This is a genomic window from Bradyrhizobium sp. WSM4873 (assembly GCF_055811355.1).
Window position 1 is genome coordinate 1 of sequence record NZ_JBVVPS010000067.1, and the last position, 13,006, is coordinate 13,006.

General features: G+C 58.9%; 7 protein-coding genes, 7 pseudogenes and 2 other annotated features. Of the genes and pseudogenes, 9 read left to right on the forward strand and 5 right to left on the reverse strand.

All coding sequences use genetic code 11. The features are described 5' to 3' along the window. Positions 1-81 (reverse strand) — a sequence feature (AL1L pseudoknot). This feature is flagged as partial in the annotation. Then, positions 1-365, reverse strand: a pseudogene (locus tag AC0L21_RS37065) (transposase); the annotation flags it as partial. (Overlaps the previous feature by 81 nt.) A gap of 47 nt (positions 366-412) precedes the next feature. Next, positions 413-1,021: a recombinase family protein gene (locus AC0L21_RS37070; RefSeq protein WP_473256499.1), complete on the reverse strand. Its 609-nt coding sequence runs from the start codon at positions 1,019-1,021 to the stop codon at positions 413-415. A 496-nt stretch (positions 1,022-1,517) separates the two neighbouring features. On the opposite strand from AC0L21_RS37070, the pseudogene AC0L21_RS37075 reads away from it, so the two are divergent. Both AC0L21_RS37075 and AC0L21_RS37080 read left to right on the forward strand, forming a co-directional pair. Beyond that, positions 1,518-1,694 (forward strand): annotated as a pseudogene (locus AC0L21_RS37075) (ATP-binding protein); the annotation flags it as partial. Between the two features lie 128 nt (positions 1,695-1,822). Then, positions 1,823-2,116: pseudogene (locus tag AC0L21_RS37080) on the forward strand (IS110 family transposase); the annotation flags it as partial. A gap of 402 nt (positions 2,117-2,518) precedes the next feature. Here AC0L21_RS37080 and AC0L21_RS37085 read toward each other — a convergent pair. Then, positions 2,519-3,608 (reverse strand): annotated as a pseudogene (locus AC0L21_RS37085) (IS5 family transposase). A 267-nt stretch (positions 3,609-3,875) separates the two neighbouring features. Here AC0L21_RS37085 and AC0L21_RS37090 point away from each other — a divergent pair. The 4 genes and pseudogenes from AC0L21_RS37090 to AC0L21_RS37105 all read left to right on the forward strand — a co-directional run bounded on the left by AC0L21_RS37090 (position 3,876) and on the right by AC0L21_RS37105 (position 7,818). Further along, entirely contained in the window at positions 3,876-4,493 is a 618-nt protein-coding gene (locus AC0L21_RS37090; RefSeq protein ID WP_439034084.1) for a phasin family protein, read from the forward strand. Between the two features lie 337 nt (positions 4,494-4,830). Then, positions 4,831-5,417 (forward strand): annotated as a pseudogene (locus tag AC0L21_RS37095) (IS3 family transposase); the annotation flags it as partial. Beyond that, positions 5,093-5,207: a sequence feature (AL1L pseudoknot), on the forward strand. Its footprint overlaps the pseudogene before it by 115 nt. A 133-nt stretch (positions 5,418-5,550) precedes the next feature. Then, positions 5,551-7,599 (forward strand): squalene--hopene cyclase, encoded by a 2,049-nt coding sequence (gene shc, locus AC0L21_RS37100; protein WP_473256546.1) that lies wholly within the window; start codon positions 5,551-5,553, stop codon positions 7,597-7,599. A gap of 45 nt (positions 7,600-7,644) precedes the next feature. After that, the gene (locus tag AC0L21_RS37105) at positions 7,645-7,818 is read left to right on the forward strand and encodes an NAD-dependent epimerase/dehydratase family protein (protein ID WP_231144188.1); all 174 of its coding nucleotides are present in this window, start codon (positions 7,645-7,647) and stop codon (positions 7,816-7,818) included. Between the two features lie 181 nt (positions 7,819-7,999). On the opposite strand, the pseudogene AC0L21_RS37110 reads toward AC0L21_RS37105, so the two are convergent. Beyond that, positions 8,000-8,249 (reverse strand): annotated as a pseudogene (locus tag AC0L21_RS37110) (transposase); the annotation flags it as partial. Positions 8,250-8,516: 267 nt separating this feature from the next. Between AC0L21_RS37110 and AC0L21_RS37115 the strand changes: the two are divergent. The 3 genes from AC0L21_RS37115 (at position 8,517) to AC0L21_RS37125 (ending at position 11,856) form a co-directional block, all read left to right on the forward strand. Further along, positions 8,517-10,304: a di-heme-cytochrome C peroxidase gene (locus tag AC0L21_RS37115; RefSeq protein ID WP_473266884.1), complete on the forward strand. Its 1,788-nt coding sequence runs from the start codon at positions 8,517-8,519 to the stop codon at positions 10,302-10,304. A gap of 204 nt (positions 10,305-10,508) precedes the next feature. Further along, entirely contained in the window at positions 10,509-10,907 is a 399-nt protein-coding gene (locus AC0L21_RS37120; RefSeq protein WP_473256510.1) for an avidin/streptavidin family protein, read from the forward strand. A 91-nt stretch (positions 10,908-10,998) separates the two neighbouring features. Further along, the gene (locus tag AC0L21_RS37125) at positions 10,999-11,856 is read left to right on the forward strand and encodes a VOC family protein (protein ID WP_473256511.1); all 858 of its coding nucleotides are present in this window, start codon (positions 10,999-11,001) and stop codon (positions 11,854-11,856) included. Between the two features lie 99 nt (positions 11,857-11,955). On the opposite strand, the pseudogene AC0L21_RS37130 reads toward AC0L21_RS37125, so the two are convergent. Beyond that, a pseudogene (locus tag AC0L21_RS37130) lies at positions 11,956-12,885 on the reverse strand (IS3 family transposase); the annotation flags it as partial. Positions 12,886-13,006: the final 121 nt, after the last annotated feature.

A 13,006-nucleotide genomic window follows, 5' to 3' on the forward strand; every position in this document is an offset into this window, starting at 1 on the left:
CCCATGCGCCCCACGATGATCGTCGATGAAGGCGATCATGGCTTGGACCGGCGGTCGAGCTCCGCCATCGCAAAATACGCGCTTGCCTTGCGCAGGATCTCATTGGCCTGCCGAAGCTCGCGGTTCTCCCGCTCCAGCGCCTTCAGCTTCTCGGCCATGTCAGTCGGAACGCCGGCCCACTGCCCGCTATCGATCTCGGCCTTCTTGACCCAGTCATGCAGCGTCTGCGGCGTGCAGCCGATCTTCGCGGCAATCGATGTCACTGCCGCCCAGCGCGAAGGGTGCTCGCTGGCGTGATCCAGAACCATCCGAACCGCTCGGGTCCGGACCTCTGCTGAGAACTTGTTCGTTGTCTTGCTCGTCATGGCTCCATCCTCTCAGGAGTTGGAGCCTCCGGCAAACCCGGGGCGGTTCAGTGAAGGCGGGCCTGCACCTCCTCATCGGGATTGAGAATAATTGTGCCCGCTCGATCATAGGCGAGCCCGGCTGGCAGGGGCAGCCGCAGTTCGCCGCGCGCCGCCTTCTGGCGTTCCCCTTGGTGAAGGCGCATTCGAAGCTGATGCAACTCCGCCTCGCTCATGATGCCGGACAAGCCCAACAGCAGGCGGTCGTGGTAGGCGCGCGGATCGTAAAGCCGCTCGCCATCCGCAATGAGCACGCCGAACACCGAGCACAGCTCGAGAAGCTGATGCCAGTCCCGGTTGTTGCGGGCCAAGCGAGAAGCGTCGAGGCTCACCACGAGACCGGCGTTGCCAAGGCCGATCTCGGCAATGAGCTTCTGGAAACCATGACGATCCACACCGCCAGCACCGGATTTGCCCAGATCCTCATCAATGACCTGGACGCGCTCCGGCGGCCAGCCCAGACCGATGGCGCGATCGACGAGGCGGTACTGCAGCTCCGTGCTCTCGTGGTGCTGACGCACCTGGTTCACGGATGACTGCCGCACGTAGACATAGGCCAACTTCGCTCGGTGCGCAGTCGTGAGCCGCTCGTCAGCGACGTTCAAGCTGATCAGCACGACCCAGTCCTCTTCCGGGCGTGCCGGGAACCGCTTGCATCCGCCGCAGCAGCGCGGCGAAGATTTGAGCGATCTGGGTTTGCGTCGCGGTCGATAGATTCGGCCACAGGCGCGGAATGTCGGCCGGACGGCCAGGTGGCTTTGCCAACGTCGGCAGGGGTCGATACGCAACGCGACCTGGAAGCGGTCGGTGGGTCATCGCGAATCACCTTCTCGTCGAGAAAGCTCAGACTCGCGCTCAAATGTTGCATCAATGGGATCAGCGTACGTGCGCTGATGCGTGGCAGATCGGCGGCGTTCGGGCCAGAAGTTATCGTCTCGACAAGATCCGTCGACGCGATCCGAACCGCCCGCGGCCGGCCGTCCGGCAGCGCGACAACGACGTAGGCGGGACCGCGCCCCGACCGCTGCTTCAGCACCTCAAGCCGGTGCCCAAAAAGAAAATGATGCGGGTCAGTGATCGTGACGTGAGACACGACCCGCTCGACAATAGGGGTACTCTGACGTGTTCGGTGACCCTGCTATGACGCTCGCCGCCATCGATCGTCTCGTTCACCACGCCACCATCGTCGAGATGAACGTCGAAAGCTATCGCAGGCGCACCGCGCTCGAACGGAAGCGTGGTCCAGGGCGCCCCCCCTCGCACGCGACACCACAAACACTCGCTGATTGACGCTCCGCGACAATCAGAGCGAACAAAACTCTTGCGCGCGACAATCATCGCGGCAATCATCACTTCGCCGCGACACAGACTCGCCATCCTGATTGTCGCGCGCTTCCCATCCAGATTGTCGCGCTATAGGCATCACCAAGGCTGGCAACGCTCTGGCCAGGCGGGCTCTGATTGAGGGGGCATGGACCTATCGCATGTAAGCTCGCGTCAGTCGCAAGCTCCATGACCGTAACGAGCGCCTGCCTCAAGCTATCCGCGATATCGCCTGGAAGGCCCAGGTCAGGCTGTGCGCCCGCTATCGCCGCTTGTCGGCGGTCGGCAAACCCAAGGTAAGGTGATCGTCACCACCGCCATTGCACGCGAGATGGTTCGGCTTCCTGTGGGCGATCACTCATCAAGTACAACTCGGGCCGGTCGCCTGAAGGGCGCTGCTCGACCATATCGGTGCCCAGGGCAGGAGGCGGGACGCGGTGGGAAATCCTCGTGGCCTGTTATGAGCCGGCATTGCCGACGCTCGCCCCCTAGACCGAGGCAGCCCCAAGACGAAACCACGGTCATGCGGTAGCCAACCCGCGCATGAGAGCTTGATCAACCGTCGTCTTTGGCCTGCCTCTACCGTGGGCACCTTCGAAGTCCAGCGTCCGGGCGCTCAGCCGGAAGCGGCTCCGCTTGATCGAGTCCCTTGACAGCAAACAAGAGAGCAGTCTGCTGAAAAACCTTGAAACTGAGAGTTTTTCTTATTCTGACCGGTCGTTGTTGGGGCGGCGCGGCGGAGTTGGAGGTAATTTCTAGCCTGGTGTTTGGTGTACCCTGATGCGGGGCGGCTAAGCGGCAAGCAGTCTGGGGATTCGGATCAGGTTGTAGGCGATCAGATTGAGCAGGAAGTCGGCGGCGCGAGCGATGCCGCGATGTTTGGTCTTGCGCATGGTGCCGTGCTGCTTGCCCCATCCGAGATGCACTCGACCATCGCCCGGCGCGACTGCGACATGTCATATCCGGGACGCCGTGTGGTTCGTTTGTTCGTTCGTCGATGGCGCTGTTGCGGGTTTTGCCGGTTTTGGTGACGGCCTGGCTCTGTGTCACATGCGGCGTCACGCCGATGGCGCCAAGGTTGGCGACATGATCGGCGGTATCGGACGCCTTGTCCTCGCCGGCAGTGATGCGACGGCCCGCGGCTTTGCGTCTGGCCTTCAGCGTGGTCTCCGAAGCCCGGCGTTCGGCGGTGCCATTGGCATGCGTGACCCTGCCGGCTACCGCCAGCCCATGGCGGTTCTCCATGGTGGCGTGGCCCATATAGCAAAGCTTGGCCTCCTGTCCGGCCGCCTTGCGATAAAGCCTGCTGTCCGGGTCGCTGGTGCTGGCATGGGTGTCGTTCTTACGCTTCCGGCCGTGGAAGTTGGCGCCGTCATCATCATCACCGCTACCGTCCTTGGGACGAAAGCTCTTCTGTGAAACCCAGGCTTCGATCAGCGTTCCATCCAACGAGAAGTGCTCGTCCGACGGCAGTGGCTGGACCTTCAGATGGCTCAGAAGGCTGGTCATGAACTTCGTGAACACATCGCCGTTCTGCAGCCGCTCGCGGTTCTTGGTGAAGGTGGTCGGGTCCCAGACCGGATCGTCCGGCGACAGTCCCACGAACCAGCGATACAAACGATTGAAGTCCAGTTGCTCCATCAACTGGCGTTCCGAGCGGATGCCGTAGAACACCTGCAGCAGCAAGGCGTTCAACAATTGCTCCGGCGGGATCGAAGGACGCCCCTCGCTGGGGTAGAGCTTCCCAAGGCTGCGGTTCAAATCACTCAAAACATTCCGGACAAGTTCCCGGACCTTCCGCAGCGGATGGTTCGCTGGCACACGCTTATCGGGCGCGATGTACGAAAACAGGCCGCCCTGGTCCGCAAACCTGCCGCGCATGATCGCCTCCGCCGATTCGAGATGACAAAGTGAATCATCAAGTCTCCTCCGTGGCTTTGGGTTCTTCAGCAGACTGCTAGTGTCCTGAACCAGAAGTTCGCAATATAGCGTGGTGCCAGAATTAGTAGGTTCGTTCTACTCAGTTCTCAGCTAGGTGAGTAGAGTCGTTTGGTGAGAAGCACGCGGTGCAACTTAAGCCCGAAGCACTCGGGACGATTCAAGCTAATACGAAGCAAGTCGTCAACCTGCAATAACTGGAGAACAAACATGGCAAACCCACGCCAAGAGGATAAGTCCACACAAAGAATGGAAGATGCAGCTCGCCACTCCGGCGAGAAAGCGGCTGAACAGACCAACCGTAAGGAACAGGCTGCAGCTGATCAGAGTGCGCGCGTTGGCCAGAGTGCGGCTCAAGCCGGAGAAGAAATAGCCCGATCAACGGCCAATATCGCTGAGCAGAACTTCGAGACGGTGCAGCGCGCATGGCGAGCCGGCCTGCAAGCGACGACCTCAGCCATTGGACGGTATACGGAGCAATTTGGTCACATGTTCGGTGTCTCAGGAGAACGGCTGCAGCACGCAACAGAAGCAACCGAAGGGTGGGCGCGCGAGGGGCGAACGATCCTTTTCGCTAGTACGGCTGCTGCCAAATTAGGGAGTGAAATAGCTCAAGAGTACTGCCAGATGGTTCGGAAAGAAGTAGAGACTCACATGGACTACAGCCGAAAGCTGTGGCTCTGTCGAACTCCTCAGGACTTTGTTGCCGTACAAAGTCAGGTTCTGCGGCAGACGCTGGAAGCTGCTCTGGATATCAGTCGTCGAATCGCCGACCTGTCGATCAAAATGACCGACGAAACCGGAAAGCAGATTAAGCAAAGTATATAAGAGGTCCGGCACTCGCCTAGCTGAATCAGCTTATTAGTTGCTAGCTGACCGCTCCTGATTACTTTTTATCGCGCGGCTAGAGAGTCTGTCTGTTGCTGTGGGCATGCGGTCAACGCGTCAGCGTTGTCCACATGCCCACAGCCCTCGGCTTGCATCCATTCGCGCCAAACCACCATCGGCCTGCGATGGCCTATGAAGGCGACGACCATTATAGAAGGCGATCGGAGTTTGCGCTTCCTGCCTTAGCCTCGCAGTCGGCATAGCCTTAGATAGATGTCCTCATGCTTGTGAACCGCCCCGGATTTGCCGGAGGCTCCAACTCCTGAGAGGATGAGCCATGACGAGCAAGACCACGAACACGTTTTCGCCTGAAATTCGGGACCGAGCGGTTCGGATGGTTCTAGATCACGCCGGCGAGCACCCGTCGCGCTGGGCGGCAGTGACCTCGACTGCTGCCAAAATCGGCTCCACACCGCAGACGCTGCATGACTGGGTCAAGAAGGCCGAGATCGATAGAGGGCAGCGGGCCGGAAGCCGAAAGCCCTTGAACGAGAGAACCGCGAGCTTCGGCAGGCCAACGAGATCCTGCTCAAGGCAAGCGTCTATTTTGCGATGGCGGAGCTCGACCGCCGGTCCAAGCCATGATCGCCTTCATTGACAATCATCGTGGGCGCATGGGGTCGAGCGATCTGCAAGGTCCTGCCGATCGTCCCCTCGACCTATCACGCCCATGTGGCCAGGCGGCGGGATCCCGCCAGGCTGTCGGCGCGCGCCCGGCAGGATGCTACGCTGAAAATCGAGGTCAGGCGCGTCTTCGATCGGAACTTCCGCGTCTACGGCGTGCGCAAGGTCTGGCGGCAGCTCAAGCGGGAAGGCTTCGATGTTGCCCGTTGTACCGTGGCGCGACTGATGCAGGACATGGGTTTCGGCAAATCCGTCAACCGGCCGAACTACACCAGGCTGGAACAACCGGCTATGGCGGCATAACTTAAAACCAAATGGCCCCGGCAGATCCGGGGCGGGCGGTTCATGTCATCTAACTGTAGGGATCCGCAACATGGCGTCCGAAACTCTTATGGATTCCGATGATTCGGAAGACTCGTTGCCCGCTCAACTCGGGACCGGTCGCCTATGTCAAACAATCGAATCGGCGATCGACTGGCTGTGGAAGTCTCAGAATCCATCTGGATTTTGGGTTGGCATGGTCGAGTCAAACTCGACCATTGAGGCCGAGTGGCTGCTCGCCAGTCACATAGCCGGGTTTCATTTGCCCTCTGAAGAGAAAATCATTATGGCCTTGCTGCAACGGCAGCGGCCGGACGGTTCTTGGGGCATATATCCAGGAGCACCGGATGGTGACATCAACTCGACCGTGGAGGTCTACGCGGCGCTGCGCGCCAAGGGGCTAGACCTGCACTGCGACGAACTCGCTGGTGCGCGTGCATGGATTCAGAAGCATGACGCGCTAAGAAATCTCCGGGTGTTCTCGCGATATTGGCTGGCCATGTTGGGGGTTTGGCCGTGGCAACACACCCCCAATCTGCCCCCAGAGATAATTCGGCTGCCGCTTTGGTTTCCGTTCAACATCTATAACTTCGCTCAATGGGCTCGCGCGACGATGGTGCCTCTCACCGTCGTCGCGGCGCGGACGCCTGTTTGGCCTCTTCCCGACGGGAGCAAGCTCGAAGAACTCTTTCCCTGTCCTTATGAGGATTTCGATTTCTCAATTCCCGCGAAGCACACTCGCCTGCTTTCGTTAGAATGGCTCTTCCTAAAGATTGATCGCGGTCTTCACGAAGCCCAACGATCGAAGCTGATTCCCTTTCGTGAGAATTCCATTAGGCTTTGTCTCGAATGGATGATCAGGCATCAAGATGCCGACGGCGCATGGGGAGGTCTCCAACCACCCTGGGTCTATGGATTAATTGCGCTAGTCAACGAGGGCTACCGGCTTGATCATCCTTCGGTGGCCAAGGCTATCTCCGCGTTGGGAGCACACTGGAGCTACGAGCGTAACGGCGCTACCCATATTCAGGCTAGCGAATCTCCAGTGTGGGACACGTTACTCTCGGTCCTTGCGCTCCTCGAGGCTGGCGTGTCCTCCGACAAGACCGAAGTTTGCAAAGCTCTAGAATGGGTTCTCAATCAGCAGGTTCTTGTTCCTGGAGACTGGTCTGTAAAGGTTAGGGACGTAAGCCCCGGTGGTTGGGCTTTTGAACGCGCCAACAACTCCTATCCCGACGTTGATGATACGGCCGTCGCCTTACTTGTTCTCGGGAAACTGAGGTCGACGATCGGAGGTCTGAGAGAACGAGTCGAGCGAGCGATTGGACTCGGTGTCGAGTGGACGTTGGCTATGCAGTGCCGCAACGGCGGTTGGGGTGCTTTTGACAGAGACAACAACAACGAGATTATCTCGAAGATTCCATTTTGCAATTTCGGAGAGGCGATCGATCCACCAAGCGTCGATGTGACCGCACACGTCCTTGAAGCCTTTGCCGCGCTAGGACACGACATCAAGCATCCGGCTATTCACCGCGCTCTAGATTACATCCGGAGCGAACAAGAAGAAGCGGGGAGCTGGTTTGGGCGATGGGGGGTCAATCACATATACGGCACCGCTGCCGTATTGCCCGCTCTCCAAGCGATAGGCGAGGACATGACACAGGCCTATGTGATGCGCGCTATTACTTGGATTCTATCGAAACAGAATCAAGACGGTGGCTGGGGTGAAACTTGCGCATCCTACATGGATCCGGAGCTTCGCGGGAGGGGGCCGAGCACGCCATCACAAACTGCGTGGGGTCTCATGTGCCTTCTTTCGGTCGATAGCAGCCGCGAAACCAGTGCGGCGATACAGAAGAGTGTTGAGTATCTCTGTGCTACCCAAAAGGCCGATGGGACCTGGGATGAAGACTTCTACACCGCGACGGGCTTTCCGGGCTACGGGATTGGCGCTCGTACGAACTTAGCGGCCCAGGAGCTCGCAAACCGGCTGCAACAGGGCACCGAGCTATCACGTGGATTCATGTTGAGCTTCAACATGTATCGCCATTATTTTCCACTTCTCGCATTGGGACGAGCCGCCGCTCGGGCGCTCGGGTAACCTGTACGGCCCCAAGAACGATTATGAGCAGAACAATAGCATGTCGTGCGCGCTTTGATCCGCAAGGCAAAGGATGCAAAGGAGAGGGGAGAGCGGCTTACCCGGTCTGGGATCAGGGCCGAGCACGGCTTTCTCTATGTCGATGATTTGGCGGATGCCTGCGTGTTTTTTATGGAGCGGGATGACATCCCTAACGGCTTGATCAACATCGGCACTTGAGAGGACAGCACAATTCTCGAACTCGCCCGGACCGGCGTTACGAGTGACAACGCCGCTATCGAGAACGTCAAATCAACTTGGCTAACACAGATGGTGATCAACAATTTGCATCAGCGTGCCAAGGCATTCGGCTTTGTTCTCCCTTGGAACCGAAAGTCGGTGCTGCCGTTTCTTAGGAAGCGTTCTCCATCGTCAGCTCCCCGATTTTGGCGTGCAGCGTTTTCACGTCCACGGCAGGCTCGATCGTTCTGTTGCCTCCGCCAGCCCTCTGCCGCCGCTTCCTGAAGCTGGGACTTCCACTGCGTGATCCGGTTCGGATGCACGTCGAACTACTCAGCCAACTGGGCCAGCGTCATCTCGCCCTTGATCGCGGCTAACGCCACGTTGGGCTTGAATGCCGGTGCGCGGTGCCGGCGGGCTCGTTTGCTCATCGTCTCGCCTGATTCGCGGGACAATCTTGCCCCCCGTCAGGCAGAAACTCCACTTATCGCCTTGTTCAGATTCTTGAGCTCGGCTCCGGCAACTGGCATCACTCCCAAGCTTGGTAGGTTGAATTTATTGGGCCTGAGATCTTTAATAACGCGGCGACTTGCAGTCGGAGGCAGGTTCGAGGACTGAGATCATCTTGCAGCGACGGCGAGAGGAGTTAGTACCGCGAACAACTCTTCGGACGAGTCTAAAAGACGGTGGGCCGTAAGATGCTGCGTGTTCTCTTTCTGATAGTAACCGTTGCTGTCACGACACGGTCGAGCGCCCAGGGCGCTGACGCCAATCCCATCTATGTTGACCAAGGGTTAGATTGGACCGCGGCGGCGAGAGCGGACTTCTATGTGCGCGATCAGGGCTCGCGTTTGATCACCCTATCCTGGATGCAGGCGCTCAAGCAAAGAAACGGACAACCGTTCCTCGCCGATGGTCTGAAGCGGTACGGCTATCTACTCAATCCTGGAAGCAAGGCCGGCCTTCCCATCGGCTTTCATGCCTCCGGTCCCGAAGGTTTCCAGCTTGTCGGAATGACCTGCTCGGCATGCCATACGCGCCAGATCGAAGTTGACGGCAAGGTGTATCGCGTCGACGGTGGGCCCGGGCTCGTGGACTTCTACGCGCTGCTTCGCGATTTGGACAAGGCAGTCGGTGATGTGCTTGCTAGCGACGATTCGTTTGCCTCGTTTGCTGCATCTGTTCTGCAGTCCGCAACTCCCGACATAGCCGATGTTGAGGATCTTCGCCGGCAGGTAGATAGGTGGTACTTGCGGTTTCACACGCTTATGGTGCGAGCCCTGCCCAAAAACGGCTGGGGAGTGGGCCGTCTGGATGCTGTCGGGATGATCTTCAACCGCTTATCCGGACTGGACATCGGTCCGCCCCCCGATTTCATGATCCCGGAAAACATAAAAACCGCTGATGCTCCCGTGAGATACCCATTCCTTTGGAATGCGCCGCGGCAAGACAAGACGCAATGGCCGGGATTTGCAAAGAATGGAAGCGACATCTTGGGGCTGGCCCGGAACGTCGGCGAGGTCCTAGGGGTGTTCGCTACGTTCGAGCCTAAGCGTCAGGGTGCGGTCATCAATTTCCTCAATGGCAATTCCACCAATTTCGACGGCCTAAGCGAGCTTGAGAACTTGGTGAAGCGCATCGGCCCTCCGAAATGGCCCTGGAAGATTGACGCTGCCTTAGCCATCCGGGGCAAAATGATTTTCGAAAGAGATCCCGCTGAAGGGGGATGTAGCGGCTGCCATGGCATTGAAGACGGCGAGCAGCGCTTTCCATTCATCAAAACATGGAGAACCGTGGTCCAGAACGTCGGTACGGATACACGAGAATACGATGTGCTCGCCTGGAAAGCGAAGACGGGCGTGCTGAATGGAGCGTACATTCCCTTCGCGACCGCGCCGCTCAAGGAGACCGATCAAATCCTTGACATCCTTGCAACCTCGGTCATTGGTTCGATCGCAGAACACCTGTTGGCCGGCGGTGCCTCTTCCAACGCACGGGTCGCGACGGCGTCAGATCCGGGTTCGTCGGAGACCCCGGAGTCTCTGGGGCTGGTAAGACTACCGCCGACCCTGCAGGATCTGGTAACGGCTTTCGACGCTGTCAGCACCTCGGAAGCGGTCAAAAAAGCCAAGCGGAAGGGGGCAGAAAAAGCATCTCGCGGTCGGCTCCCTCCATGGGGCGCCTACGAGGCTCGTGTTCTGCAGGGTATTTGGGCCGCCGCACCTTATCTTCATAACGGCTCGGTCCCTACCCTGGCGGAATTGCTCAAGCCATCGGGACAGCGCAAATCGCAGTTTAGCATTGGGCGGAAATACGACATTGAAAACGTTGGTCTTGCTGCCACCCAGGAACCCTTAAGCGAAACACTATCCGTCACGGATTGTAATGACATCAATTCTGGAGACAGCCGATGCGGCCACGAGTACGGGACGAGTTTGGGCGATCAAGACAAAAAGGCGCTGATCGAATACCTCAAGACGCTTTGACCCGCTGCGTCGTTTCCTCCCGCGAATTCAACAGCTGTCGGCAACGATGCGCTCGCTCGTGCCAAATTGCCTTTGGCGAGCAGCTTTCGGAGTGCAGGCTGGCCTTGAAATGAGATCATCGGCAGTTCCGCGCCTGAACTGGGCATGAGAACGAACTCATATCCCGCACGGTTTGTGCAGTTGCTTGTTGCTTAGGGGAATACCATGACACGCTTGTTTGTGCTCGTGCTCTTTACGCTCATCTCGGTGCCTGCTCACGCGCAGTTGCCGGCCCCATCTACATGGGTAAATCAAAGGGGCTCGGTTCTTTCGATCCAAACGCTAGACGCATCAACAGGGAATTTCACGGGAACGTATATCAACAACGCGACTGGATTTTCGTGCCGGGGACAGCCTTACCCTGTCGCGGGTATCGTCATGGCAAGCAAGATAGATTTCTACGTCAATTGGACGGCGCCCTCAGCTCCGAACTGCAAAACGATCACAGTTTGGAATGGCCGTGTAGCTGCCAACAATATTCCAACTAGATGGACACTGTACTACGTGGGATCGGACTGGAAGTTTCACAAAATGACTGGGCGGGACTTCTTTGCGAGGAGGTAGACCAAACCTGGGAATTCCGGCGCGAGGCTGGCTTGAAGCCCGAGCGCGCGGCATCGAAGCGCATGGGTATCAGCCGAGCGAGTGTTCATCGATGAAAGGCATCAACCATTTGATTCTCGCGGGCCGCGACCTGGAGGCAATGCGCTCGAACTATCAAGCGTTGGGATTTACGATTGTCCCGCGCGGTCAGCATCCCTTTGGGACCGGCAACTCCATCATTCAGCTACGCGGTACGTATCTCGAACTGCTTTCGGTTACAAATCCGCAGGACGTCCCCGAACATCGCGCTGGCAATTTTTCGTTTGCCGCATTCAATCGCGATTACCTTTTGAGACACGACGGCTTTTCGATGATGGTGCTCGATACTTCGGATGCGCGCGCCGATATTCAGGCTTGGCATGCAGCCGGTCTGAAAACCTTTGAGCCATTCGATTTTTCGAGAACTGGCAAGATGCCCGACGGGACGGATGTGAAGGTGGGGTTCTCCCTCGCGTTTGTGAACCATCCCGCGGCACCGTGGCTCGGCTTGTTTGCTTGCCAGCACTACCGCCCCGAGTACTACGAGCAGCCACAATATCTCAAGCATTCCAACGGTGCTTCGACTGTCCGGGACGTCTGGATTGTGGGCGAAACGGCAATGGATCTCGCTAGCTACATTCGGACGGTCACGGGTGCAAATAGCTTCAGCGAGCGCCCGGATGCTATCGCCGTTCAAACGGGCACCGGCACGATTGTGCTCGCCCGCGCGCAAGCGTTCGAAGCCGCCTTCGGCGTAACGCCGCCCCATCCCGAGGACGGCCCGCATCTCGCTGGGTTCACCGTCGCTTGCCGGGCTCTCGGCCCATTGGCGGAATTGCCTCTTGCAAAGACAGGCAACCGACATGTCCTCACGCCCGCGAACAATTTCGGTACAGCGGTTGGCTTTGTCGAGGTGGACGGGAGACAGTGATGAAATTTGTCGTCTTTGGAACAGGATGCGCCGGTGTTCAAACAGCACTTGAGCTTGAGGCTGGCGTGCATGCAGCGCTCGTGACCTTGCCCCCAAGTTTTATCCAGTCCTGAGTTCGCCCCGGCTGTTGGATTTGCCCGGTTGGGCGGTGGCAGCGGCGGAGCTGGCGCGGAGCCCTCGGCATAGCGCAGCGCCAGCTCCCGGCGCGGGTGGCAGGTGAAGGCGAACTCGGACGGCGTCTTCCATCCGAGCTGCGAGTGTGGTCGTGCCTCGTTGTAATCGGCCCGCCAGCATCCGAGCGCGACGCGGGCCTGGGCCAACGACGTGAACAGCGTCACGTTCAACAGTTCATCGCGTAGCCGGCCGTTGAAGCTTTCGATGAAGGAATTGCATGGGCTTGCCCAGCAACGCGATGTAGTGCCATGCCACGCGGCTCTGATCAGCCCATGTCAGGATGGCGTTGCTGGTGAGCTCGCTGCCGTTGTCGCTGACCACCATCTTCGGCTTGCCGCGCTCGGTCATCAGCCGGTCCAGCTCCCGCGCAACCCGGGTGCCCGAGAGCGAGGTGTCGGCCACCAGCGCCAGGCACTCGCGGGTGCAGTCGTCGACCACGGTGAGGGTACGGAAGCGGCGACCATCGGTGAGCTGATCCGATACGAAGTCGAGCGACCAGCGGTCGTTCGGCGCCATCGGCACCGTCTTCGGCGCCCGGGTCCCGATCGCCCGCTTGCGGCCGCCACGGCGGCGCACCGCAAGCTTCTCTTCCCGGTAGAGCCGGAACAGCTTCTTGTGGTTGATCACATAGCCCTCCCGTTTGAGCAGAACGTGGAGGCGCCGATAGCCAAACCGGCGGCGCTCCTGGGCGATCGCCCTCATGCGTTGGCGAAGGCCGGCATCGTCCGCCCGGATCGTCTGGTATCTCATGGTCATGCGACAGCAGCCGATGGCTTTACACGCCCGCCGTTCGCTCATCCCGAAGGCGTCTCGGAGATGGGCGACAGCTTTCCGCTTGGCCGGGGGCGTCACCATTAATGGGATGACCCGCCCCGTCCTCTCAGTCAGACTGAGTTGGCTTTTGAAAGGAGGAAGCAATGAGGACACGGAACAAGCCCAGGCCGGCAACGGTGTTTGGGATCGACATTGGCAAGAA